At 39.1% G+C, this 25,366-nt stretch carries 19 protein-coding genes and 2 pseudogenes; 12 read left to right on the top strand and 9 right to left on the bottom strand.

Annotated elements, in window-relative coordinates; all coding sequences use genetic code 11:
- The first annotated feature begins 15 nt into the window (after positions 1-15).
- From EPL02_RS04625 to EPL02_RS04585, 10 genes are all read left to right on the top strand, one after another.
- Positions 16-1,284, top strand: coding sequence for a PTS ascorbate transporter subunit IIC (locus EPL02_RS04625; protein WP_131887118.1), 1,269 nt, complete (start codon positions 16-18; stop codon positions 1,282-1,284).
- Between the two features lie 256 nt (positions 1,285-1,540).
- Positions 1,541-3,466 (top strand): zinc ribbon domain-containing protein, encoded by a 1,926-nt coding sequence (locus EPL02_RS04620; RefSeq protein WP_131887117.1) that lies wholly within the window; start codon positions 1,541-1,543, stop codon positions 3,464-3,466.
- Positions 3,467-3,518: 52 nt separating this feature from the next.
- Complete coding sequence (locus EPL02_RS04615) at positions 3,519-4,403, top strand: zinc ribbon domain-containing protein (protein WP_131887116.1); 885 nt, start codon at positions 3,519-3,521, stop codon at positions 4,401-4,403.
- A 70-nt stretch (positions 4,404-4,473) separates the two neighbouring features.
- Positions 4,474-5,865 carry a zinc ribbon domain-containing protein gene (locus tag EPL02_RS04610; RefSeq protein ID WP_131887115.1) on the top strand — a complete coding sequence of 464 codons (1,392 nt, stop codon included), beginning with the start codon at positions 4,474-4,476 and terminating at the stop codon, positions 5,863-5,865.
- Between the two features lie 2 nt (positions 5,866-5,867).
- Positions 5,868-7,103, top strand: coding sequence for a beta-N-acetylhexosaminidase (nagZ, locus tag EPL02_RS04605; protein ID WP_131887114.1), 1,236 nt, complete (start codon positions 5,868-5,870; stop codon positions 7,101-7,103).
- Between the two features lie 110 nt (positions 7,104-7,213).
- A complete protein-coding gene (locus tag EPL02_RS04600; protein ID WP_286175202.1) occupies positions 7,214-8,563 on the top strand; it encodes a PepSY-associated TM helix domain-containing protein in 1,350 nt (449 codons plus the stop codon).
- Positions 8,564-8,581: 18 nt separating this feature from the next.
- Positions 8,582-9,046 carry a FixH family protein gene (locus EPL02_RS04595; RefSeq protein WP_131887112.1) on the top strand — a complete coding sequence of 155 codons (465 nt, stop codon included), beginning with the start codon at positions 8,582-8,584 and terminating at the stop codon, positions 9,044-9,046.
- 437 nt (positions 9,047-9,483) lie between these two features.
- Positions 9,484-11,487 (top strand): sensor domain-containing protein, encoded by a 2,004-nt coding sequence (locus tag EPL02_RS04590; protein WP_094912748.1) that lies wholly within the window; start codon positions 9,484-9,486, stop codon positions 11,485-11,487.
- A 189-nt stretch (positions 11,488-11,676) separates the two neighbouring features.
- Positions 11,677-11,802, top strand: coding sequence for a hypothetical protein (locus EPL02_RS21105; RefSeq protein ID WP_256993394.1), 126 nt, complete (start codon positions 11,677-11,679; stop codon positions 11,800-11,802).
- 215 nt (positions 11,803-12,017) lie between these two features.
- Positions 12,018-12,470 carry a GNAT family N-acetyltransferase gene (locus tag EPL02_RS04585; RefSeq protein ID WP_094912823.1) on the top strand — a complete coding sequence of 151 codons (453 nt, stop codon included), beginning with the start codon at positions 12,018-12,020 and terminating at the stop codon, positions 12,468-12,470.
- 102 nt (positions 12,471-12,572) lie between these two features.
- Here the strand turns inward: EPL02_RS04585 and EPL02_RS04580 are convergent, their stop codons facing one another.
- The 7 genes and pseudogenes from EPL02_RS04580 to EPL02_RS04560 all read right to left on the bottom strand — a co-directional run bounded on the left by EPL02_RS04580 (position 12,573) and on the right by EPL02_RS04560 (position 19,242).
- A complete protein-coding gene (locus EPL02_RS04580; RefSeq protein WP_094912749.1) occupies positions 12,573-12,791 on the bottom strand; it encodes a hypothetical protein in 219 nt (72 codons plus the stop codon).
- Between the two features lie 91 nt (positions 12,792-12,882).
- Positions 12,883-14,136, bottom strand: coding sequence for a C40 family peptidase (locus tag EPL02_RS04575; protein WP_131887111.1), 1,254 nt, complete (start codon positions 14,134-14,136; stop codon positions 12,883-12,885).
- Between the two features lie 430 nt (positions 14,137-14,566).
- Complete coding sequence (locus EPL02_RS21340; RefSeq protein ID WP_483295832.1) at positions 14,567-15,385, bottom strand: methyl-accepting chemotaxis protein; 819 nt, start codon at positions 15,383-15,385, stop codon at positions 14,567-14,569.
- A 123-nt stretch (positions 15,386-15,508) separates the two neighbouring features.
- Positions 15,509-16,279: pseudogene (locus EPL02_RS21335) on the bottom strand (MCP four helix bundle domain-containing protein); the annotation flags it as partial.
- Between the two features lie 135 nt (positions 16,280-16,414).
- Positions 16,415-17,233, bottom strand: a complete 819-nt coding sequence (locus tag EPL02_RS21330) for a methyl-accepting chemotaxis protein (RefSeq protein ID WP_483295831.1) — start codon at positions 17,231-17,233, stop codon at positions 16,415-16,417.
- Between the two features lie 123 nt (positions 17,234-17,356).
- Positions 17,357-18,109, bottom strand: a pseudogene (locus tag EPL02_RS21325) (MCP four helix bundle domain-containing protein); the annotation flags it as partial.
- A gap of 281 nt (positions 18,110-18,390) precedes the next feature.
- Positions 18,391-19,242: a TetR/AcrR family transcriptional regulator gene (locus EPL02_RS04560; RefSeq protein ID WP_131887108.1), complete on the bottom strand. Its 852-nt coding sequence runs from the start codon at positions 19,240-19,242 to the stop codon at positions 18,391-18,393.
- A gap of 207 nt (positions 19,243-19,449) precedes the next feature.
- Between EPL02_RS04560 and EPL02_RS04555 the strand changes: the two genes are divergently transcribed.
- Together EPL02_RS04555 and EPL02_RS04550 are read left to right on the top strand one after the other, a co-directional pair.
- On the top strand, positions 19,450-22,542 hold the full coding sequence (locus tag EPL02_RS04555; protein WP_131887107.1) for an efflux RND transporter permease subunit: 3,093 nt from the start codon (positions 19,450-19,452) through the stop codon (positions 22,540-22,542).
- Positions 22,543-22,703: 161 nt separating this feature from the next.
- Positions 22,704-23,402 carry a hypothetical protein gene (locus EPL02_RS04550; protein ID WP_131887106.1) on the top strand — a complete coding sequence of 233 codons (699 nt, stop codon included), beginning with the start codon at positions 22,704-22,706 and terminating at the stop codon, positions 23,400-23,402.
- A gap of 57 nt (positions 23,403-23,459) precedes the next feature.
- Here EPL02_RS04550 and EPL02_RS04545 read toward each other — a convergent pair whose 3' ends face one another.
- Both EPL02_RS04545 and EPL02_RS04540 read right to left on the bottom strand, forming a co-directional pair.
- Positions 23,460-24,170 (bottom strand): DUF4261 domain-containing protein, encoded by a 711-nt coding sequence (locus tag EPL02_RS04545; protein WP_131887105.1) that lies wholly within the window; start codon positions 24,168-24,170, stop codon positions 23,460-23,462.
- Between the two features lie 42 nt (positions 24,171-24,212).
- Positions 24,213-25,364, bottom strand: a complete 1,152-nt coding sequence (locus EPL02_RS04540; protein WP_131887104.1) for a hypothetical protein — start codon at positions 25,362-25,364, stop codon at positions 24,213-24,215.
- Positions 25,365-25,366: the final 2 nt, after the last annotated feature.

The raw sequence follows: 25,366 nt of genomic DNA, 5'->3' as shown, positions 1-25,366 counted from the left end.
TAAGGGGGTCAGACTATGTTAGACATCATTATGAAAGACATCTTAGGAACACCGTCCATTCTCGTTGGTTTGTTTGCGCTTGTTGGTTTACTTCTTCAGCGCAAGCAAACCGCGGACGTTGTGTCCGGTACGTTAAAAACAGTTATGGGCTTTATCATTATCGGAGCGGGAGCAACCGTATTAACGGGATCGCTTGATATTTTCAGCAATATGTTTGATAAAGCTTTTAACGTGGCAGGCGTTATTCCAAATAACGAAGCGATTGTCGCGGCTGCTCAAAGCAAATTCGGGACATCTACCGCTTTAATTATGGTATTTGGGATGATTGCCAATATTCTATTAGCAAAGTTTACTCGCTTCAAATATATTTTCTTAACAGGACATCACACGCTTTTCATGGCTTGCTTAATTGCAGCAACATTATCAATTGGCGGACTTCAAGGAGTTCCACTCGTGTTAATTGGGTCCATACTTTTAGGGTTATGTATGGTATTATTTCCAGCGCTTCTTCAGCCGTACGTGCGTCAAATTACGGGAAGTGATGATTTTGCCATCGGACATTTTGGAACAATCGGCTATTTCGTATCGGCAAAAGTCGGAAAAATATTCGGGAACAAAGAAAAAACAACGGAACAAATTAAAGTGCCTCAATCTTTAGGATTTTTAAGAGATACGTCCGTTGCGGTTTCGCTGACCATGACAATTTTCTTCTTAGTTGTGGCACTGTTTGCCGGACAAGAGTACATTGAGTCTACTTTATCTGGCGGATCAAACTTTATTGTGTTCTCATTCATTCAAGCTATTACTTTTGCAGCAGGTGTGTACATCATTTTAGCTGGAGTTCGTATGCTGATTGCTGAAATCGTTCCGGCGTTTAAAGGAATTGCGGATAAGGTTGCGCCTGACACGAAGCCAGCCCTTGACTGTCCAACGGTCTTTCCATTCGCACCGAATGCAGTAATTATCGGGTTTTTATTCAGTTTTATTGCAGGATTATTATCCATGTTCTTCTTACCTTTACTAGGTTTAAAAGTCATCGTACCAGGTCTCGTACCGCACTTTTTCACAGGTGCAGCAGCCGGTGTATTTGGAAATGCAACGGGTGGGCGTAGAGGAGCGATGGCAGGAGCGTTCTGTAACGGATTAATCATCAGCTTCATTCCAGCTCTTCTATTAGTATTCATGGGCGACGTTGGGTTTGAAGGAACAACCTTTGGTGACTCTGACTTTGGTGTCGTTGGAATCTTGATTTTAATGATTATGAAACTATTAGGGTTATCGTAAATAAAAAGATACAGACTGAAATATTTTCGGTCTGTATCTTTTTTTGTGCGTTTATATGCTTATATCAAGTATTTAGGGAGTGAAAAGTTCTTTTTTGTTTATGAAAGGTTGTTGACTTGGTTTTTTTAACCTTAAATAGAAAATAAATGATTTAATGTGTGAATATTTATGCTAATATATAAAAATGTGACTCGAAAATAAGTCTTATGTACTGCGTCTTTGTTCTTGGGTCGGAATGGAAAGGGAGGTTATGCGAATGGGATTTTGTAAAGGATGTGGAACAACCAAACAAGAAGGAGCTCAGTTTTGTCAAAACTGTGGAGAACCGTTCGAGCAACAGATAGTTCAGTCTGTGGAGCAAGCAGTAACTACAAACTCACGACGTGAACAAAAGTCACCGATGACGAAAAAGAAAAAGACGGTAGTTATCTCGGTTATTGCTGCCATCGTAGTATTATTCGGTGGGTATCAGTACGGAAAAGCAGTGACTGATAAAAATAAAGTCATCGATGACTTTGAGGGAGCATTGATTAACGAAGACGAGAAGAAAGTTGCTAGTTTTTTAACATCTACAGATCCAAGTTTGAAAATTGGAGAAAAGGATGTCAAAGGCTTTGTAAGCTACTTTAAAAAAAATCCTGATGAACGAAAAGACGTTATTCAGTTTTTAAAGAGACAGTCAGCATCAATGGATGGCTCAGCTGTAAGCGTATTAGGTAATGAACTAGAAGATAGTCCTATTAAGCTAAACAAGAATGGTAAAACAGCTCTTATCTTTGATAAATATTCAGTTCAAGTGGACCCCGTATATGTCAATATTAGCACTAATTATAAAGATACGGACTTATACATAAACGGTAAGAAAATCGACACGGCAACATCGGATGATTTTAAAGACACATACGGTCCTTACTTACCTGGTACTTATAAAATTGAGGGTAAATTAAAAGCTGATTTTGTGGACTTGGTAGCTAAAGAAAATGTAGAGCTTACTAACACAGTAGATACAGAAAACGTCAACCTTTCATTAGACGGCTCCGATGTTACGGTGTATACCGGAATTGAAGAGGCAGAGATTTCATCTAACGTATTGATTGATGGGAAAGACGTTGGCATCAATTTAGCAAAAAACAATACGTTTGGTCCAGTATTAACAGAAGGTTCTATGAAACTTCAAGTAAAAGCAAAACTGCCTTGGGGAGAAGCTACGACTGCTAATCAAGCAATTGATGGGTCAGAGGTGTACGTGAACTTTGGCACCGATAAAAAAACACAAGATACGCTGATTGATACGATTGTAAGTTCAACCAAAGGCTGGTTAAGTGCATACACGGCTCAAGACCCAAGTAAAGCTGTAAATGTAACGGCAAATCAGTTAGCAAGTTTAAAAGAGAACATTAGCTATGATAAAGACATTAGTCGCCTGTATAAAAATAAGTATATTGGCACGACGTTTAACTTAGATGATATGGATATTCGCTATGAAGATGGAGACTGGACGGCAACTGTATACGGGCTTCAAGAATACGAAGAGGATTATTACTATCAAGGTGAAACTCCAGAGATGAGCAAGGAAAATACCTTTATGGAGTACACACTAATTTATGATGAAAAACAAGAAAAGTGGTTAGTCCATGACGCTTCTAGCACATACGGTGAGTTATCGAAAAAAGTAAAAAAAGTCATGGAAGATAAGCCAAAAACGTATCAAACAAGCGTTAGCTCATCATCAAAGGAAGATAGTGAAACAAGCGAAGAAGTAGAGACTGTGACTGAAAGTTCAGAAGAGAAAAATGAAGAAGCGCAAGCAAATTATTCATCTGACGAAATTGCTTCGTTCATGGCCAACTATATGGACGCAACCATTTCTTCTATTAATAACGAAGATTTCTCTATCGCATCACCCTATATTGACCCAAACGGTCCTAAATATAAAGAACAGAAGGATTATACAGCTCATCTAAATGAAAAAGGCATTACAGAAGAGATGCATACGTTTAATGTGAAAGATGTAAAAGAGTTAGGGGATAACTTGTATGAAGTGTCGACATATGAAGAGTATACAATTTCATACGCGGATGGGACTAGTAAACAAGCAAACTTTAATACCGTCCATCAAGTAAAAGATGTAGATGGTGAATTAGCAGTGTATAAGCTGGTTAAAACGACTGAAGCAAAGTAAAAAGAACAATAGCTGATAAATAGCTACTAATATTTAGAGGAGGATTTTATACGTGCAATGTTTAAACTGTGGTCATCAAAATGATGGCGGGAAATTTTGTGTGAAGTGTGGAAAAAAATTAGAAGAGGTGGCTGCTCAACAAGTAGCAGCAGGAGTAGAGACTGTGCCAAATCAACAACAAGCAACACCTAATTATTCACAACAACGAGTGCCACAACAACCGAATCAACACGTCGAAAATGCAAAGAACATTTCAAAAATGTATATCGGCTACTTTATGCAAGGACTAAAAAAACCGACTGCAACGGCTCAAGGAGTACGTGGAGAGCAGTTTATTAATGGACTTATTACAATGATTCTGTTTGCTATCAGCATACCGCTAATGATTTATCTTGGAATTGATTCCATCTTAGATAAAGTGCTTAATAAATTTTCAGTTCTACTATTGCCTTTGCTAGGCTCAGATTTTATAGATCTAAGAGAAGATTTGAAGAATGTAGTTAAGTTGGATTTCACGGATATTGTTATTATTAATGGACTTATTTCTATGTTATGTATTGGTGCAATTGCTCTTGTAACTTTTGGAGCTGTTAAGCTAGCAAAGGTTAATGTTTCTATTCAAGATGTCTTTGCACGTTTTGGTGCATTTTTAATTGCCCCAACAGCGATGATGCTTGTGGGTGTAGTATTCGCTTTATTAAAGATTTCACTATTTTCATATATCTTAGGTTTTGGAATCCTAGGATTATTTCTAACAGTAGCATTTACAATTTTAAGCTTTAAGCACAGTGGCTCAAATGGCTTAGATAGTGTCTATGGTACGCTACTTACTTATATCGTTATGGCAATTTTACTTGTACTTTTTGGACGACACTTAATTGAAGCCGTTGTTTCTAGTCTGGGTTCTAATATTCAGGATACGTTTGGTGACTGGTAACACATTAGAGTAAATCGTAGAAAAAGCATCGTGGCTAGACGGTGCTTTTTCATGTGAAGGAGAATAAAAGATGAGTTATTGTAATAATTGCGGTTATAAAATGAATGAAGAACAAACGTTTTGTCCCGAATGCGGAGAAGTTGTGAATCCTTCCAAAACAGCTACTACTGAAAGTGCACCTCCTGTTCAGAAGAAAGTAATGGGATTAAAAGCAAAAGTTATCACAGCTACTGTTGTGGCTTTAGGTGCGATAGCATTTGGAGGGTTCTACATTGTTGATAAAAAGGTTATGTCACCAACTGCCATTTCAGATACATTCATAGAAGCTGTTCAACATAAAGACATCAAAACGGTTAAAAAGTTTGTGAATGAAGGTCAGATTGAATTAAAAGCTAGTGATCAGCAAGTTGAGCAGTTTGTTAAATATGTACATGACAATCCAAAAATGCTGACAGAAATGTCAAAAGGGTTAAAAAAGGATGCAGATGTATATGAAAATCGTGTGCAAATGGCAACAGGTGATGAAGCTACCTTTTCACACGTTCAAATCGAATCTAACGGCAAGAAATGGATCTTATTTGATCATTATACGATTCGTGTTCAGCCTGCGTATGTGGAAGTAACGTCTAACTTAGAAAAAGCAGATGTTTACATTGATAATCAAAAAGTAGATACTATCAAAAATGCAGATGAATTCCAAACAGTTGGACCATTTTTACCTGGACAACACGAAATGAAATTGTCTACAAAAGGTGATTATGGCACCGTTGAAATGAAACAAACCATTGAATCAACGGATGGCGATGAAGTAACAAGTGCCGATTTTGACTGGGGAAATCATTACGTTTCGTTATACTCTGATTACTTTGACGGAACTGTATTCGTAAACGGGAAAAGTACAGGTAAAACGGTTGAAGAACTTGGATACATTGGTCCGATTAACTTAGATGGATCAGTAAAAATCCATGCTGAACGAAAATTTGGTTCAAAAACAAAGAAAACACCAGCTATCACTCTTGAAGATGATATTGAAGAAGCTGAACTTTACTTTAGCATGAGTGATAATTTTGACGAAGTAAGTATGGAAGATGATGCCTCTGATTCAATTGACGAAGAGACAGATATTGAAGATGCCGTTCGTTCTCACTACGATTATATTACATCGGATAGCTTTGCATCAGCACATGACTTGTTCTCATCAAACCGAAAATCGAAAGTGGATTTAAGCGACTGGAAAAAAGGGCTACAAGCAAACACCGCTGATAATGTAACGAATATCGAGGTTCTTGATGTTAGTGGAAATGAAGCAAGAGCTTACGTTGAAATGACATCTTATGATGATAATGATGACGGAACGGAACTTGTCCAAGAGTGGGAAGGGTATTGGAGCCTTGTTAAGGAAGACGGAGAATGGAAGTTAGATAGCGCTGATCTTGAAAAAGTAGATTCGAGAGTAGAGTAATAATGAAAAAAAAGTATACAGCATTTTTTCTACTTATACTTATTATCGCTGCAGGTGCATTTCTAGCCTTCAACTCTTCCAATGAAAAAGCGAAACCAGCAGTGCAAAAAGAAACAAATCATCAAGTAAAGAAAACAAGTTCCGAACCTAATTCTGAAGAAGCTTTTGGTGCACAAGATGATATTGAACAGCTTGTAGCCAATATGACGGTAGATGAAAAAATTGGTCAGATGCTGGTCGTTGGTTTCCAAAGCGGTGAATTGGATGATCATGCGAAAAAAATGATTGAAGATTACCATGTTGGAGGGATTATTTTATTTGACCGAAACATGGAAAACCCAAAGCAGGTTGCTACGCTCAACCAAAACCTACAGAAGCTCGCTCGAAACCAAGAACATCACATTCCTCTAATTATTAGTGTGGACCAAGAAGGTGGTCAAATTGTACGTATGAAGGAAAAGGTATCTCCTATTCCTGCGCAGCAAGAACTTGGCAAGCAAAGTGATGAAAATAAAGTATATGAATCTGCTTATCATAACGCGCAAGAACTTAAAGCAATGGGGTTCAACGTGAATTTCGCTCCAGTCTTAGATCTGTCTGAAACCGATACAAGATCTTTTGGAACAAATCCACAAAAAGCAGCGGTATTTAGTAAACAAGTGATAAAAGGATTTCATGATGAAAAGATAACGGGAGCGCTTAAGCACTTTCCAGGTCATGGTCGAACGACAGTTGACCCGCATGTGGAAACGTCAGATGTAAAAGCCAGTTCTCAAGAACTTGAAAACCAAGATATTTACCCATTTACAAGTATGATTCATAATGTGGATCATAACCAGTTCTTTGTGATGGTTACCCACGTGAAGTACCCAGCTTATGATAAAGAAAATCCAGCCAGTGTTTCCCCTCTTATCATAACGGATTTACTAAGAAAAAAGCTTGGCTACCAAGGGCTGGTTGTGACAGATGACTTAGAAATGGGCGCTGTAAATAAATACTTTACATATGGAGATTTAGGTGCAAAAGCTGTTGGGGCAGGCGTAGACTTATTGCTTGTGTGTCATACGCTTGAAAACCAAGAAAAAGTGTTTCGCGGAATTAAAAATGCAGTTGAAGCTGGTGAAATTTCCGAGGAGCGATTAGATGAATCAGTTAAAAGGATTTTGAGCTACAAACAACAAGCGATGAATCAAGAAATTGCAAATCCACAAAAAGCAGAGCAGCTCGTTGGGCAGTAACCAAAGAAGAAGTCAGGCCAAATTCGGCCTGACTTCATTTCTTTCTCACAACTTTATGCTATATATGTAAGTACAAAAGAGAGAAAGGGAGAAGGGGCATGGAGGGAAAAATGAAGGCTAGCGAAGATTCCAAGAAGTCAATCTATAAAACAATTTGGCGCTGGCATTTTTATGCGGGGATTTTAATTGCGCCATTTCTTATTGTGTTGGCAATTACGGGCGGCATTTATTTGTTTAAGCCGCAAATTGAACAGGCTTTATACGGTGAATATTATACGGTAGAAGCACAGGGTGAAAAGGTGGCGGCAACTGAACAGATTGATGCCGTAAAAGATGAATACCCGAACGCAATGGTTACAAAGTTTCGTCCTGGAGAGAATAATACGCGCTCAAGCGAGGTGTGGATTTCAACAAACGAAGTGACGAAAACAGTGTTTGTGAATCCTTACGATGGCTCGATCATCGGGGAACTTGACGCAAATGACCGAATTATGGATAAGATTGAAGAGATTCACGGGGAGTTGATGGCAGGAACTGTCGGCGACCGAATTGTGGAGCTTGTTGCCTGTTGGGCGATTGTTCTGCTTGTAACGGGGTTATTTTTATGGTTTCCACGCAAGAAGAAAAAAACGCTCGGAGGCACAGTTATTCCGCGCTTTCATAAAGGAAAGTATACGCTTCGCCGAGACCTTCATGCAGTTCCAGGCTTTTGGATCGCAGGAGGCATGTTTTTCTTAATTATGACTGGGTTACCGTGGTCAGGCTTTTGGGGTACAAACTTTCAGATTTTAGCTACGAATTCAGGAGAAGGTTATCCCCCTTCGGTTTGGGTAGGTAACGCCCCGGCTTCAGATGTAAAAACAAAAGAAATTGCAGAGGTACCTTGGGCTGCTGAGAATTTAGATGTTCCGCTGTCAACTATTAATGGACTTATCCCAGTTTCTATCGATAAAGTGATTGAAACAGCGGACCGGGAAGGTTTGTATCCTGGTTATACGGTTATCATTCCAAGCAAGACAGATGGAGTTTATACTATTTCATCCTTTCCGCCAAAGGCAAAGGATGAAGTTACGATGCATATTGATCAGTATTCAGGTGCCGTATTAGCTGACTATCGCTACGACAACTACGGCTGGCTTGGAAAAACAATTGCATTTGGGATTACGCTTCATAAAGGAACGGAATTTGGACTTATCAATCAGCTCGTTAGCGCACTTATTTGCTTAGGAATTGTATTACTTGCTGTAAGCGGCTTTTATTTGTGGCTGAAGAGAAAGCCGAAAAAAGAACTGGGAGCGCCAAAGGCACCAAGTATTCGTACGATGAAAGCTTTCTTGGCTATCATGATTGTGTTAGGTATTATTTTCCCACTCGTTGGGTTATCACTAATTGTAATTTGGCTTATAGATGTATTAGTTATTCGAAATATTCCAGTGCTCAAAGCGTTTTTAAACGCTTAAGAAAGGAGCAAAAACTCAATGAAAAAGTTAATTTCTGTGCTCATCTTAAGCATAAGCGCACTCAGTGCATGTTCGCTAAAAGAAGATGCAGCTTCTTTATACAAGGCAGAAGAGCCGCTGGCAGCAACAATCACTTTGCCTGAGGAGATGCACCCAAATGAACAACAAATTATTCACGTTTCGTTTACACAAGATAATAAACAAGTTAATGAAGTAGATATGCTTCATGTTCAGATTCAAAAGAAAGATGAGCCAAAACTAAATGATGATGTATTAGTAAAGCCTTTGAGTGATGGTGTCTATAAAGTAAAGAGCACACTGACAGAAAGCGGACTCTATAACATTACAGTTCATGCAGCGAATAACAACTCAACGATTATGCCCACAGAGCAGTTTGTTGTGGGTGAACTGTCTGAAAAAGATCTGAAGTCTATTCAGGAAGGGAAATCGAAATCGTCAGGTCATCATGAACATCACCATTAATTGAGACTCCTATGAGCAGCTTTGTTCATAGGGCTTTTTCGATTGAAGAGATAAAGAATGAAATCTGAAAAAGGTTGTAAAATCCTCTAAATTGAACATCAAATGTGCAGTTGCAATCCTTTTAGGCATTTATTTTGGTACCAATAGATGTGGAAAAATTCGACAAACAGTACATGTTTTTTATATAGTTTTATAGTTTAAGGTAATTAGTATGTAGATAAATCAAGAAGCGGAAAATTGAATTTAAAGGAAAAAACATAGGTATTAAGGATTAAATATATCGTCTAATCGTCTGAAAATCTGTATAATAAGAAAAAAGTATTAGAAACAGAGGCGAGAATTCTAGGCATCTATTGGAACTTTCTTTGTTTTATTGTACTTTAAATTCGACTATTTTTAGAGAAGTGTCACGAATAGACAACTACTGGAGGAACATTATGTATAATGAAGGATCTTTTCGGTTTTTCTTTGATAATATGAAGCAACTTGTATTTTTAATGGAAGTAAGAGAAGACGAATTTTATTATAAAAATATGAACCAATCAGCTATTGAAATTTATGGACGAGAACTGATTGGACAGCCTCTAAAAAAGCTTACCAATAAAGTGTTATATGAGTATATTGTGCATTACTATCAAATTGTCAAAGAAACAAAAGAACCGACTACGTATCGAGATGTGAACATTTTTAACAAGAGTAAAGAAGCATATGAAACAGCATTAACGCCAATATGGGATCAAGAAGAGCAAACGATGTATATACTAGCTGTTACGAGTCACATCAATAACCAGCGTGAAAAAGAAGAAAATTTTGCTTTAATTGAATCATTTCTAGAACACACCTCCGATACCATCATCATCTTTTCAGCGGATGAAACCGTTTTACGTGTTAACGCAGCTTTTGAGCATATGTTTGGTTTCAATAGAAGCGAAGTAATTGGAATGAAGCATTCTGAACTTCCTGTCCTTTCAAAAGACGTTTGTTATCAATCTCAAACGGTTCCAGCAAAAGTTCGAGCAGGACAATCGATGACAATTAATGAAGAAATGAGAATCACAAAGGATGGACAAGCAATTCCTGTTTCGATTAACTATTCACCCATCTATAATTCTAGAGGAGAAGTTGTAGCATATTCGTCGATTTACCGTGACATTACACCTCTAAAGCAACTAGAAGCAGAGGTTGAAAAAGGAAAAGAAAAATATAAATCGCTTTTTACGCACCACAATAGCGGAGTGTGTATTGTTGATTTAAACGGACAGCTAATTAAAGTAAACGAGGCGCTCGAAAAAATGACCGGCCATTCCGCTGAGCAGCTAAAAAGTTTATCTTATCACATGCTTATTAAAAAATTTAGCGTTGTTTTTCATACAGATAAACATTCCAATATTTTTGACGGTGAAACCCATCGAGGCGAAATTACGATGCGCAATGAGGGTGGCGAAAAGATGTTTGTAACCTATAGTATTGTTCCAATCGTAGTGGACGAAAATGTAACCGGATTATTCATTGTTTTACAGGACCATACGAAAGAAACCGAGGCAACAATGCTGTTAACAAAAACGATGAAAGATCTTGAAAATATGAAGCACGCGTTAGATGAATCAGCCATTGTCGTTTCGGTAAATAAAGAAGGATACGTTACGTACGTCAATGATATGTTTGTGGATATATCCGGTTATTCAGAAGATGAGGCTATTGGTTCATACTATGGAGATGTGGGGCTTAACACTGAACACGAAGAGCTTCTTCGTACCATTCGAGGAGGAAGCGTGTGGCGCGGGGAAGTGGCTAATCGGAATAAATATGGTCAGATTTATTGGGTGTATAAAGCCGTGGTACCGTTGAAAAACCTTGAGGGTGATATCGTTGAGTATATTTCTGTGCATACGGATATTACTGAGCGCAAGCATATGGAAAACCAGCTCCATTTTGAAGCATTTCACGACGGGCTAACGAAACTTCCGAACCGTGAAATGCTTTACCAAAACGTAAACAAAGCCATTAGCAAAGGAACACCAGGATTCGTGTTGCTCTTCTTAGACTGCGATAACTTCAAGCAAATTAATGATACGTATGGCCATCAAGTAGGGGATGAGTTTTTAATTAAGTATTCCCAGCATTTACAAAAAACGATTCGCAGCACAGACGCTATTTATCGACTTGGCGGTGACGAATTTATCATCGTGCTTCAAGATACGAACCCACTAAAAGAAGATCAAGTGCATAAGCTTATCCAGCGTATTCAAGAGAACCTTCAAAAACTTTGGCAAGTAGATAAATATGAGCTTAACGTTACCACGACCATTGGAGTTGCGATGTATCCAACGGATGGTACTACGGTACAAGAGCTGATTGAATGCGCTGATATTGCTCTATACGAAGGAAAACGTGCTGGCAAAAATAACGTTACGCTATACGATGATGAACAGCTAGAATAGAGAATAAAAAGCAAGAAGTACAAGGACTTCTTGCTTTTTTTGTGCTAATGCTGTCGAATGGTGTGAATGTGTCAAGTTTTATATCTTTATAGGAGCTTTTGTAGAAAGCATTTCCCTTTTTTGTTAAAACCTTCATAATAAGTTTAAACAACTAAATATTCGGAAAAAACAGTGAAGGGAGAGAGAAAAATGAAGGAAAAGAATGAGTTAACGTTAGAGGATTTTATTACAGAGGATCAGTTTGATTTGGATATATATTTAGACTATCTCTTAAAGCAATCGCGCTATCAACCGCCAATTGAATCAGTGGGTTGAAAGGGACAGGTTATTAAAAAAGCAGATGAGAATTTAAAATAACTGTTAAAAAATAGTTATCTATGTTACTATTAGTCTGAATATTTAAAATAAATGTAGTTTTGTAAAGGAGGCGTTCATTATGACAAATACGTATATGGTTATTTTTGCAATGAAACAGGAGGGAACGTCTGCCTAAACGTATACGTTCCCTTATTATGAAAGGGGAACAAAGAATGAAGCAATCTATTGAATTAGTCGAAATTAATGAAAAGAATTGGTATGAATGTTGCCAACTAGAAGTGATGGAATCGCAGAAAGAGTTTATGGAAAGCAACGCGGTTTCTATTTTACAGTCTAGGTTTGAGCCAACTTTAAAAGCATATGCTATTCATTTTGAAGATAGAATCGTTGGTTTTCTAATGTATAATTCCGTCATGGAAGAGCTTGATGCCCACTGGGTCTATCGCATTATGATTGACCAGCATTTTCAAGGGCAAGGAATTGGTAGGTTAGCCACTGAACGGATGCTTGAACAGATGAAAGAGCTCTCAAGCGTAACAAAGGTAGTGGTGGGCTATCATCCAAGCAACGAAAGAGCGCATCACCTCTATGCATCGCTTGGGTTCATTGATGAAGGAGACCGCTTTGGACGCGAAATGGCGGTTGTGAAATATATTGCACGTTAGGAATGAGAAGAGGAGTTGGGCACTGGCCTAGCTTCTTTTCTATTATTACGGGTAAATAAACATAAGAAAAAACATGAAGAGAATAGATCTCTTCATGTTTTTTTACAGCATAATCGCTGCTAATATGATGAGCCCAAGCGTCACAGCATTAATACTCATCTTGAATTTATCACCTTTTTTAATAGCTGAAAACAGCTCAAATGCGATAATAACTGCTAGAATGACTAACGCAATCCACAGCGGCAGATTAAAGAAATAAACACTTAAAATAATGACAGCATAAATAATACTTAAAAACATGCTTTTCTTTGCTTCGGTCATAAGAAAGCTCCTTAGTGGTTATGTATAATAGATATTCCTATTAAAAAATTTACCATCTTTAGAGGAATTATTCAAATTTCTAGAAGAACTTTTAACTTTCTCGGATACGCTTTGCTCCGTAGTATTTAGGTGCCCAATAGCTATCTGCCTTGATGTTCGTCACGGTTACGCCTTTTGAGGGTGTGACGTGAACAACGTAGTCATTGCCGATATAAATAGCTGGATTTAAAGTGGATGCTTTAAAAAATACGATGTCACCAGGTTGAAGGTTTTCTTTCTCAACTGGTGTCCCTACGTTCCATTGGCTTGCTCCGTAGCGAGGCAAGTCCACGTTTAACGCTTCTTTATACACATACTGTACAAATCCACCTGTATCAAATCCATCAGGAGTTGTCCCGCCGCTTAAGTAAGGCACTTCTCCGATATATTTTGTAGCGATGGATACAACGGGCCCTTCTTTCGGTAGGGATAATCCTTCAAAACGTCGAACTCCCGCAAATTTAGACGTCCAGTAGCTGTTTGAAACGTAGTCAATTGCGACATTTTCACTGCGCTTAGCGTGAATAAACTGATTGCCTCCAATGTAAATTCCAACGTGTGAGATACCTTCGCGGTACGTATCTTGAAAGAAAATAACGTCTCCAACTTGCATATCTTCTTTAGGAATTTCAGTTCCTATCTTCCACTGCTGGTCAGTTGAGCGTGGCAGGTAAACACCTTTAGCTTGCTCAAACACATACTGAACAAAGCTTGAACAGTCCACACCTTCTTCAATAGAGTCACTGCCAAATACATAAGGTGTTCCGATGAGCTTAAGAGCCTCTGCAACGAGCGGATCTTCTTTAGCAATTTCAGGTGAAGACGTAATTCGTTTTGCGGTCACGAACTTCGGTGACCAAAACGAACTATTTGTGAAATCTTGCTGAATTACGCTTCCTTTAGAAGGGGAAGGGTAAATCATCTCACCATTTCCTACATAAATTCCTACGCTTGTTATGCTTCCATTTTCTTGTGAGCTAAAAAATACTAAGTCACCAGGCTTAATTTCTTCACGAGAAATGGTTTCGCCAAGCTTTGATTGTTCTAGTAATGTACGTGGAAGCTTAACATTAATCGCTTGCTTCCAAACATACTGTACGAGTCCTGAACTATCAAACCCTTCTTCAAGCGATTCGCCTCCTGTTGCATGAGGCGCACCCAGCATTTCTTTTGCTTTTTGTGTAAGTAGAGCTGATGCTGTCTCAGTAGCTTCTACATGTTCGGGTGATGATGAAAGGGAAGAAAGCGGTGTAGTTAAAAGGCCAGCGCTAAGTGTTGCAACTAATAAAGGCTTATAGGGTTTCATTTTGATTCTCTCCTTATCATTCTAAATATCTATATTTCTTATCGGAAGAGAATCGAAAAGGATAATAGACTTATATAAAATGGTTTGTAAAATAAGATAAAAGAACTAGTAAACTGGAAAATAAAAAGAAGGTGAGACATAACAAAATAAATTCCCAAAAAGGCGAACACTCTCGTTTCTCCTTCTCTTTACGGTGTCAGAACCAGTTTGTTCCATTAGGTTACGGCCACTCGCTTTCCTCAGGAAGGAACCTGAACTTCCTCGCTGAACTGCTTGATCTCAGTTTTCCCTCTTTATTCCGCTGGAGTCGAGTGTCCTGCGCGCCATTTCATCCTATTTCCAAAGGTTTTTTTCAATCAACAAAAAACCTGAACTCTCAGCTGTTCAGGTTTATCATTGGCTGGATTGCTTATGTCCGAGCCCTTTTTTGCTAGACTTTGAATCGTTGAATTGATTCTTGAAGTTCTTGTGCAAGGCTTGCTAAAGCGGTGGAAGAAGAAGTGATTTCTTCCATTGAAGCGAGCTGCTCTTCGGTTGCTGCAGCTGCATTTTGCGTACTGCTTGCTGCTTCTTCAGCAACGCCGTTTACTTCGAATATAGCTTGTGTCACCTGGGCAGTACCGATCGATAGTTGTTCGACTGTTGCGGTCACTTCTTTAATTTGAGCTGCTAAGCTGGTTACGGTCTTGTTAATCGTGGCAAACGATGTACCGGCTTTTGTCGTCACGTCCATACCTTCTTTTACTTCTTCTAAAGCGGAGTCAATGGATTCGGTTGTTTGCTGTGTTTCACGCTGGATAAGCGTAATAAGCGATGAAATTTGCTCAGCGGACTGAGCAGATTGTTCTGCTAACTTACGTACCTCAGCGGCAACAACTGCAAATCCTTTCCCATGCTCACCGGCACGAGCAGCTTCAATTGCTGCATTTAACGCCAGAAGATTTGTCTGACCAGCAATATTTGTAATTACTTCGTTGATACGCTCAATTTCGTTTGAGCGCTCAGCTAAGCTTTGAAAAACAGTTGATAAACTAATAACCGTATCGTTAATTGAGTTCATTTGTGTATTAACCGTTTGAATGACTGTACTGCCTTCTGCAGATAGATCTGAGGCTTCTTTAGCTGTTGCAGCTGCTTTGTCTATATGATCATATACAACGCTTGAGGACATTGCCATATTCTCAATAACTTGCAGTGACTGTTCAACAGAGCTTGCTTGTTGCGTTGCACCATCCGCTAATTCTTGCATCACGCTTGAAATGTGCTGACTTGCTGCTGTGCTTTGCTGAGCGCTGGCGCTAAGCTGCTGAGAAGAGGCTGCTACCTGTTCAGACGTCATATTGGTAGTGTGAATGACGCGTTGAGTATTTTGAATCAAATCTGTGAATGCATTTGTCAGAACACCAATTTCATCTTTTGATTTGTAAGTGCTTTCGACAGTAAAGTCGCCGTCCGCTGCTTGTAACGCTAATGTACGCAATTCTCGAATGGGCTGTGCAATTAAACGAGCGATAAAGGTACCGATAGTCATTAACAGAAGGAGAGACACACCTAACACAATTACTGTTAAATTGGTTGCTTCCTTAGCATCTTGTTGATTTTGTTTATAGATAACTTCAGCTTGCTGTGTGTTTAATTCTTGAAGCGTTGCTAAATAGCGGTTGGCAAAACTACGAACAGGGGCTACTTCGCTTGTATATAATTCATATGCTTCATCATTTTTATTTGCAGTGGCGAGCTCAATTGCCTGATTGCGTAATTCACGCAGTTCATTAAGCTTTTCTTCATATGATGCTAATGCTTTTTTTTGTTCTGGTAACATCTTAATCTTTTTAAGCTTTTCTACGTTCTTATCTTGCGTGCGAAGGATGCTAGTAATCTGAGCATTTAGTTCTCCGTTACGCCTTGGTTCCTTTGTAACCATCATTTCTAAAACAAACGTATCAAGAGCACGGTTATTGGTCTGGATTTGTTGAACAAGACTATTTGGAATTAATTGTTCCGAATACATAATTTCAGACCCACGAGCAGTAAATTGGGTGGACAAGTAGCCAATTGTTCCAACAATGATGAGAGAAATAGAGGCTATGGTAAGTAAAATGAAAAATTTCAATGAAAGCTTTAAATTACGAAGAATATTCATCCTTTTTCTCCTTTAGAAAATAAAATTAAATGCATAGTGTAGCTACTATATATATCGGACTATTTGCCTGAGAATTTATAGTCATAAAACATTGTCTGGATAAATAAAAAAACCATCCGCAAAAGCGGGTGGCCGTTATACTTTGAAATGCCGAATGGATTCCTGGAGTTCTCCAGCTAGCTCTGCAAGAGAGTTAGCTGAATCCGTAATCTCTTCCATTGAAGCGAGTTGTTGTTGTGTGGCGGCGGATGCATTTTGCGTGCTACCAGCCGCTTGTTCCGATACGGCTTTCACCTGAATGATAGAGTTTGTTACTGCTGTGGTTCCGTTTGATACTTCTTCAATACTCGCCGTTACTTCTTGAATTTGAGCTGCTAAGTCCATAATTGCATCATTGATTGTGGTAAACGATGTACCTGCTTCAGTTGCAATACTCATTCCTTCTTTTACTTCGTTTGATACCGATTCAATTGATTCGGTTGTTTCAGATGTTTCACGCTGAATAAGTGAAATGAGAGATGAGATTTGTTCAGCAGAATGAGCAGATTGTTCTGCTAATTTTCGGACTTCTGAAGCGACAACTGCAAATCCTTTTCCATGCTCACCCGCACGAGCTGCTTCAATAGCTGCATTTAAAGCAAGCAAATTGGTTTGGCTTGCAATGGTTGTAATTACTTCGTTAATGCGTTCAATTTGCTCTGAGCGTTCTGCTAAACTTTTGAATACGGAATTCAAACCGTTTACCTTTTCATTAATAGACATCATCTGTTCGCTTACTTTTGTGATAGCTGAGCGTCCTTGCAGCGACATAGAAGCCGTCTTTTCTACAGTGCCCACAGCATTTGTCACGTGAGAGTGAACCGTATTGGTTGATGAAATCATATCATTAATAACTTGATTTCCATGTTCAATGTTGCCAACTTGTGAAGCTGCACCGCTTGCAAGTTCCTGCATGAGTGTTGAAATATGCTCGCTGGCGCTTGTACTTTGCTGTGAGCTTGCACTTAATTCTTCAGCGGAAGCTGCCACTTGTTCAGCGGTTGTATTTACTTTCCCAATTACTGCACGCGTATTGTCCATCATTTGATTCACGGCGTTTGTGAGAATACCAATCTCATCTTTTGCTCGATATGTGCTTTTATGAGTGAAATCACCATCTGCCGCTAGTAAGGCAGTATCTTTTAAAGCGTGAATCGGTTTGGTAATAAACAGAGTAATGGCGACACCTACAGAAATTAATAGAATAATAGTTCCAATAGATACAAATAAAAGTAGTTGACTCGTGGATTGAAGATCTTGTTCATTTTGGTCATGAATCACTTTTGCTTGCGTCGCATTTAGATTTTGTAATGTCTCTAATTCTTTGTTTGTTACACTGCGAAGTGGAGAAACCTGAGAGAGAAATAAATTATAGGCTTCCTCATTGCGGTTTTGAATCGCGAAATTAATAGCTTCACTGCGTGCATTGCGAAGCTGTACCATATTGTCTTGTACCGTTTGAAGCTTCTTTTTTTGTTCAGGTGGAAGTTTAGTGTTAGATAACAGATCCAGAGTATTTTCCTGATTTTGTAATGTTCTTTTAATTTGATCATTGAGCTCTCTTTTTCGCGTACCTACAGTAGTCATCATCAGCTCAATTGTATAAGAGTCCAATGCGCGATTATCAGTACGGATTTCATTGATGTACTGATTTGGAATAAGCTGCTCGCTATACATAATTTCCCCGCCGCGGGCTGTTTTCGCTAAGCTATCATATCCAATGTACCCTACAATACCCAATGCTAGAGCTGCTATTACAATTAACGTTGTTAGCTTCATGGACGTTCTCATATTGTGTAGCCAGTTCATTGTCTTTCCTCTTCTCTTATTTAGTTTTAATTCAGTATATTTACTATATCGGTAGAGAAAGAGAAGTGTTTAAAAAGCGATTGAAAAATGTCATATTCTTTGCGAGTAGACTAAACACGAAGCGAAGATAGAGGAGAAACAGATTATTTAATGGGTTCTAAAGATAAATAGAAGAAACCTACAGTAGTGAATAAGGAATACCTATAAAAAAAGAGTAAAGTCCCTTACCTGTGTAAAGGTAGGGGACTAGATGTTCAGATTTATTATTTGTTTGCATAATAGCCTAAAATGACGTTTCGATAATGATGAAGGCTAGGGTAATCATCAAAGTTTGAAAGCATTCCTTGAATGACAGGAATTCGCGGCTTTTCTTTCGTTACTTCTTCTTTAATGACTTGAAGCGTTATGAACAGCTCTTCTTCGTCTAGCTTTTGAATTTCTTCTTCTAAATTGGCTACAATCTTTTCAAGGTTTGTTTCATTATCAAAAAGGAAGCGAGATAATAGTTCGTTTGCTTTGTCATTCGTGAGTAGGGGGGTATCGTTATGAATATCCTTTACGATGCTATCCATCCTGCTTAGAATGAAATTTGCGAGCTTAGTTAAATCTACGTCTTGATTCGACAGCAAGATGACGCGCATATATGAATGAATCATTCCATCAATTAAAAAGGTTAAGTCCCACGAGTAGTCTTCTATATTAGCACCATAAATATCTAACATGCTTTGACGATAATAGCGGTGTGCTTCTATTTGCTTTTCCAAAAGTAATTTCTTAACCGTTTCATTTCGCGGTATAGCTTGCTCTTTTGCAAGCATAATAAAAAATTCTCGGTGATTAATAAAGTGAGAAAACCATGCAGCCTGCTGGTGAATAAACTTTTCGCGAGGGCTCTGGTTGGTCGCTGTTTGCTTATCGAATGCTTCGCTAATTATCGCAAATTGGTGCTGTAAGATTGCTAATAATAAATCATCTTTGGATTTGAAATGTAAGTAAAATGATCCTTTTGAAATACCGCTTTCTGTTGCGATCTCTTGAACAGAGGTTGCTGAAAATCCTTTAGTTGCAAATAACTTCATTCCAGCTTCAATAATTTGTGTATCTTTCTCATTCATGAAAGAACCCTCCTTAAACACTTAGTTTTCCCGGATTTTAAGAGACCAAAACCTCTTAATTCGTCATGGATAATTTTTCATTCCTTATCAAAATAGTTGACAGATAATCACTAGGACAATTATAGTTGATTTTGTGCTGACTGACCAGTCAGTTTAAAAAATTATACCGAATGCATAACACTTAAGCAAAAAGGAAGGTGCTATTTATTGAAGGGGTTAGTTAATTTCGTTTTAAAGAATAAGTTAGCCGTATGGTTGTTAACGATTATTGTCACCGTATCAGGTATTTATGCTGGAACGAGAATGAAAATGGAAAGCATACCTGATATTTCTGTTCCTTACTTAATCGTAATGGACGTGTATCCAGGAGCGACGGCAGAACAGGTCATGGAAGACATATCAAGACCGATGGAACAGAACATCGAAGGCTTGGAAGATGTGAAGGCTGTTTACTCAAACTCATCTGCAAACGTATCTCAGGTTCAAATCGAATATGAGTACGGGGTGGATATGGATGAGAAAAAGCGTGAGCTAGAAGCAGCTCTTGATAACGTCACGCTGCCGGAAGATGCGGAAGAGCCATCTGTTATGGCGATCAGCATGAACATGATGCCGGTTGTTGCGTTATCAATTAGCAGCGATAAGGAAGACATTGTTGATTTATCTTCAACAGTACAAGATACAGTTCTTCCTAAAATTGAAAACATTGACGGTGTAGCGGGCGCAACGCTCACAGGTCAACACATTGAAGAAGTAAACCTTGTCTACAATCAAGAGAAAATGAAAGAGCTTGGCTTAACAGAAGATAAAGTCAAAGAAATGGTTCAAGCAAGCGACATGTCACTATCACTCGGCTTAAAAGAATTTGAAACAGGGAAAGAAGCTGTTTCACTCGATGGTGATATCATAACGATTGAAGACTTAAAAGAAGTGTTAATCCCAGTTACACCAACTGCTCAAAATCAAAGTCCGTTTGTGAAACTAGGGGATATTGCAACCATTGAAACAGTTGGTAAAGTACCATCTATCTCGCGTACAAATGGAAAAGATGCGATTTCAATTCAAATTACGAAAACGCAGGAAGCAAATACCGTAGAAGTCGTTAATGCGGTGAAAGATTTAATTAAAGATCAAGAAAAAGAGATTGACGGTTTAGCGATTGATGTAACGCTAGATCAAGGTGAACCGATTGAAGAATCCGTATTTACGATGGTAGAGAAAGCACTATTCGGTGGTTTATTCGCAGTTATCATCATCCTGCTGTTCTTGCGCAGCATCAAATCTACGATTATCTCAATTATCTCAATTCCAGTTTCAATCTTTATGGCACTACTGCTGCTAAACTGGCTTGATATTACATTAAACATTATGACGCTAGGAGCTATCACGGTAGCCATTGGTCGTGTTATTGACGACTCTATTGTTGTAGTGGAAAACATTTATCGACGCATGAATCTGTCCGATGAAAAACTTCGCGGCCGGGCGTTAATCCGTGAAGCAACGATTGAAATGTTTAAACCAATTCTTTCGTCTACGCTTGTAACGATTGCTGTATTCGCACCGCTTATGTTTGTTGGCGGTATGGTTGGTGAATTATTTAGACCGTTTGCTTTAACAATGGCATTCGCATTAGGCGCATCCCTACTCGTTGCCATTACAATTGTACCTGCGCTATCTCACTTCTTATTCCGTAAGAACTTATCAGGTGAAAAAGAAGTAAAAGCGCATAAAGAAGGCGGGAAGCTAGCAAACTGGTATAAAGGTTTCCTAGGTAAAGTTTTAAATCATAAGATCATTGCATCTCTAGTCGCGGTTGTTCTGCTTGCAGGATCACTTGCTTTAACACCGCTCATTGGTTTTAGTTTCTTAGGATCAGAAGAAGAAAAAGTAGTGTACTTAACGTATACGCCAGCAGCTGGTGAGCTCAAAGAAGAAACGCTCAAAAACGTTGAAAAAGTTGAAGAGCATTTCATGAAGCGTGATGATTTAGAAACAATTCAGTTCTCAATTAATGACGAAACAAGCACAGACGCATCAGCAGTCATGATGGGGGGCGGAAGCGGAGCGTTAATGTACTTATTCTTTGACGAAGATGTGAAGAACTTTGCTGACGTAAAAGAAGAAGTCCTTGACTACGCAACAAACCTTGACCAGTCAGGTGAATGGAAATCACAAGACTTTGGTATGGGCGGCATGTCGTCTGATGAAGTAAGCTATACGCTATACGGTAAGAACTTAGACGATTTAAATAAAGCAGCTTCAGATGTTGAAAAAGCATTAAAAGACGTAAAAGAATTAGAAAACGTCAAGTCTGATTTTGAAAATCCATATGTTGAGCACATGATGAAAGTGAATCAACAAGAGCTTCTACAATATGGATTAACAACGGCACAAATTGCAGGAGCACTGTCGGCCCAAAACGCTGGTGACGTGCTGACAACCGTTAACAAAGACGGAGAAGAAGTGAACGTTACGGTTCAAAGCGATGCAAAAAAAGAGCCAAAATCAATGGATGAATTATTGGAGAAACAAGTTCCAACGGCTCAAGGAACACCAATGCCTCTATCTGAAATTGTGGAGGTAGAAGAAGGAACAACCTATACGACGCTTGCTCGTAATAAAGGGGAATTCTATACGACAATTTCAGGTAAAGTTGTCGGTGACGACGTATCAAAAGCAACAGCTGAAGCCGATAAAAAGATTGACGACATCGACTTACCAAGCGGTGTAAAAGTAGACGTTGCGGGAGTGGCAGCGGATATGCAGGAATCCTTTACGCAGCTAGGCGTAGCGATGCTTGCAGCGATTCTGATCGTTTACTTTATTCTTGTGGTAACGTTTGGTGAAGGTTTAGCACCGTTTGCAATCTTGTTTTCACTACCGTTCGCGGTTATCGGTTCGTTTGTTGGACTGTGGATTGCAGGTGAAACCATTTCCGTATCCGTTATGATGGGACTACTGATGTTAATTGGTATCGTGGTAACTAACGCCATTGTGCTTGTAGACCGCATCATTGAAATGGAACGCGCGGGCATGTCTATTCGTGACGCGATTCTTGAAGCAGGATCAACGCGACTGCGTCCAATTCTAATGACGGCAATCGCGACGATTGGCGCAATGGCTCCAATGGTATTTGGCGCAGGTGGAGCGGGTCTAATTTCAAAAGGTTTAGCTATCACCGTAATCGGTGGTTTAACATCCTCAACGCTGTTAACGCTTGTGATTGTACCAATTGTATATGAAGCATTATCAAAGCTATTGAAGAAAAACCGTCAAGCAGCTGAAGAAGAAGCAATGTAACAGAAAGCGTCCCTGTCCGAGGGGCGCTTTTTTGTTGGAACGTTAACTCAAAAACTACTATCTTTCTAGTAATTTAGATTGTATAATTTTCCCTTAAGAAGAGGGTCGTTTGTTTATTTGACTATCTCTAAAGCCGGTAGCAAGAAGCGGAGCGTGATTACATGGAACCAATCGAAACAAAGCTTTTAAACAATGATCGTTTAAATGAGTATCCTCTGTTTAAGAAGTTTTGTATGTTAAAAGAAAAAGGCCTGAGAAGAGAGAGCTTCAAAGAGCTTACTTTGTTCATTGAGGAAGCAAACAAGTGGAATGATGAAGATCAAATGGACTTTGCGTTGTGGCTGTTTACTTTGCTGGAAGACTCAGATGACGTTCACTTCGTACTCGTTCATCCTTTAGAAGAACATCTTTTAAAGCCCATTCTCTCCAAATGGATAGAGCATTTTCCTAGTGACTCAAGACCGTATAGGTGGCACGGGTTATTTTGTCAGAGCGAAGAAAGTAGAGAGTATTTACAGAAAGCATGGGAACTTGGTGGAAGTAGTGAACAGCTGTGCTTAGTGAAATTAATCGACTTCAACATCGACTCGCTTTGGTATTCTACTCACCACCTATCAGAAGATCTATACCTTGGAGATGTACAAGAAGATACTAACACAATTATGGAAACGTATGAGCTAAATGCTAGCGTTCAAGACCTACAAGTTAAACAGAATGTGAAGCTTGAACTGCAGCACTATAAAGAGTTACTAAAGAATTGGACTGCTTTTACGAAGGAACGAAAAGAAGGGTTTGTCCAGTGGTGCGAAGAAAAAGGAAAAAACTATCCAGGAGTAAAAGCGTATTATTACGAACAATAGTTAAACATTACATTGTGAATAACAAAAAATGGAGGTGCACCGAACACCTCCATTTTTTTATTCTGCTACTAATTCAACTAGACCAAACGGATTAAAGAAAAGGTCGTCTTCTTCATATCGAAAATCCTCTAGACACTGAATGCGGTAGAGGGCGGAACCTTCTTCAACGCTAAACGTTTGCCCGCTCTTAAACGCTGGCTTTTCTATCAAACTATATAAATTAAAGTTATTGAGAAGGTCAGCTGCCTCTTCAGGCGGAAGAACAGAAGAAGTGATGACATCCGGGCATCCAAAGGCTTTCATCCCACATGAAAAGTAGCTTTCCTCATTGCCAACTAACATGACGAAATGGGAGTATATAGGGAAATATTCTTGGTTACGAGCGAGTTCTTTCCATTCTTCTTTTGTATGTATAGTTCCGGATGTTTCAATTTTAACAGCTAAACCACCGGCTTTTACTAATCCTGCACCTACGTCTACAACATTTTTAAGTTCTTCAAAGTCACTCACCGTAGCAATTACGTAAACGGTAAATGTATGATTAGTTATTTGCTTCATTAGCTGATCATCGTTTACATACGAAAATGCTTCTACTAGCTGTGGATCATGTTCATATACTTCCACTTGGAAGCCAACGTTCTTTTTCGCACAATGAATAATATCACCAGCTAGTAAGTAGCCATCGCTTTTAGAAGCAACAGCTTGTATTAACTCCGTTCGATTTTTCCACGTTCCGGGAACGCCAAGAATGACCTGTATCTCAGTCATAACAACACTTCCTTATCCATTCGTAATAGCGTTCTAAAAAAGCTAAGCAGAAAAATCTCCTTTTTTCTTTCGCTTTCTAACAACGCGGAACAATCCAATTCCACTCAGCAAGACACCGAGGGCAATCAACACGTCGTAAACCGTCTTTTCTTGCTTTTCTTGTCCAAGCTGATAGTATTCTTTGTACGCTGTCACCGCCGCTTTGTTTTTCTTATAGGCAGCAGGGACATCCATTTTGGTGCCTAACTTCCAGCCGTCTTGGTACGCTTGTTTTTTGAACTTGGCAGCTTTTTTATTAGAAACGAAGCCTTGTTGGTAGACTTCTAGAAGCTGAACGTTCGATTCATACACTTTTGGTGCTTTGTACTTTTCATTCAGAAAAGCAGCATTAAACCCTTCCATCTTCACATCTTCTAAGCGTTTCTTTTCACCTTTTTTGTAGCCTTGTGTAAATGATTCAGTGGCTGCAGGCGTAAGTCCATCAGGAACGACGAGCGGCTCCATGCTGTATCCAAGCTTGTATCCGTCTTTTTCATGCTGCGCGTTTTCAGCCGCTTCTTTTTCGCTCATGGCTTTTTGAAACCCTTCTTCAAATGCTTTTTGCGTCATAGGATCTTCGGCATACAGTTCTGGTACTGACATCGCTTCATCCTGTAAGCCTTGCTGGTAACCTTCTTCTTTTGCTTTGACGGAAAGATTCATCGTTTCAATCGCTTTTTCATAGCCAAACGTGAAGCCTTCGTTCCAGTCAGCCGACTTGCTTTTCATAGTAGGAGGCGTATAAGCGACTGTCGCGTTCTCATAGTCTTGGATTCCAACTTCGTATCCTATTTTTTCACCAGCGCTATAGTCAGCTTCTTTTTCAGCTTTTTCTTCGTCTGTTTTGCTTCGCTTTCCGCTTTCAAAGCCAACCGAATAGCCTAGCATGAACCACTGGGCAGCTTCTGAGGGGTAAGCTGCAAGCTGGTTATTCCCGTCAAGGCTTATGTATTTTTCACCGCTATACCCGTCGCTTTCTCCCAGCGCATAGCCATCATCATATACACGTTCATACAGTACGTCCAAGTCCTCTTCAGGAGCGGTGTTTTCATTTGGCTCAACGGCAGTTGTAGCCAGCACCTTGGTCGGTATAAACGTATTTGTGGACAATAATCCGAACATTGACAAGCTCAGTATAAGCACCTTTTTTTTCATGT

The sequence above is a fragment of the Bacillus sp. CBEL-1 genome (genome assembly GCF_004348885.1).
Classification (GTDB): Bacteria; Bacillota; Bacilli; order Bacillales; family Bacillaceae_H; genus Priestia; species Priestia aryabhattai_A.
Note: the sequence above shows the minus strand (reverse complement) of the source record. Positions and strands in the feature narration are given on the sequence as shown.

Bases quoted from the DNA above. Each gene is read 5' to 3' on its own strand.
- EPL02_RS21330 (WP_483295831.1), bottom strand. From the start codon at position 17,233: ATGCAGGAACTTGCAAGCGGTGCAGCTTCACAAGTTGGCAACATTGAA.
- EPL02_RS04590 (WP_094912748.1), top strand. From the start codon at position 9,484: ATGTATAATGAAGGATCTTTTCGGTTTTTCTTTGATAATATGAAGCAA.
- EPL02_RS04595 (WP_131887112.1), top strand. From the start codon at position 8,582: ATGAAAAAGTTAATTTCTGTGCTCATCTTAAGCATAAGCGCACTCAGT.
- EPL02_RS04600 (WP_286175202.1), top strand. From the start codon at position 7,214: ATGAAGGCTAGCGAAGATTCCAAGAAGTCAATCTATAAAACAATTTGG.
- EPL02_RS21105 (WP_256993394.1), top strand. From the start codon at position 11,677: ATGAAGGAAAAGAATGAGTTAACGTTAGAGGATTTTATTACAGAGGAT.
- EPL02_RS04610 (WP_131887115.1), top strand. From the start codon at position 4,474: ATGAGTTATTGTAATAATTGCGGTTATAAAATGAATGAAGAACAAACG.
- EPL02_RS04545 (WP_131887105.1), bottom strand. From the start codon at position 24,170: ATGACTGAGATACAGGTCATTCTTGGCGTTCCCGGAACGTGGAAAAAT.
- EPL02_RS04620 (WP_131887117.1), top strand. From the start codon at position 1,541: ATGGGATTTTGTAAAGGATGTGGAACAACCAAACAAGAAGGAGCTCAG.
- EPL02_RS04580 (WP_094912749.1), bottom strand. From the start codon at position 12,791: ATGACCGAAGCAAAGAAAAGCATGTTTTTAAGTATTATTTATGCTGTC.
- EPL02_RS04560 (WP_131887108.1), bottom strand. From the start codon at position 19,242: ATGAATGAGAAAGATACACAAATTATTGAAGCTGGAATGAAGTTATTT.
- EPL02_RS04575 (WP_131887111.1), bottom strand. From the start codon at position 14,136: ATGAAACCCTATAAGCCTTTATTAGTTGCAACACTTAGCGCTGGCCTT.
- EPL02_RS04540 (WP_131887104.1), bottom strand. From the start codon at position 25,364: ATGAAAAAAAAGGTGCTTATACTGAGCTTGTCAATGTTCGGATTATTG.
- EPL02_RS04585 (WP_094912823.1), top strand. From the start codon at position 12,018: ATGAAGCAATCTATTGAATTAGTCGAAATTAATGAAAAGAATTGGTAT.
- nagZ (WP_131887114.1), top strand. From the start codon at position 5,868: ATGAAAAAAAAGTATACAGCATTTTTTCTACTTATACTTATTATCGCT.
- EPL02_RS04625 (WP_131887118.1), top strand. From the start codon at position 16: ATGTTAGACATCATTATGAAAGACATCTTAGGAACACCGTCCATTCTC.
- EPL02_RS21340 (WP_483295832.1), bottom strand. From the start codon at position 15,385: ATGCAAGAATTAGCGGATGGTGCAACGCAACAAGCAAGCTCTGTTGAA.
- EPL02_RS04550 (WP_131887106.1), top strand. From the start codon at position 22,704: ATGGAACCAATCGAAACAAAGCTTTTAAACAATGATCGTTTAAATGAG.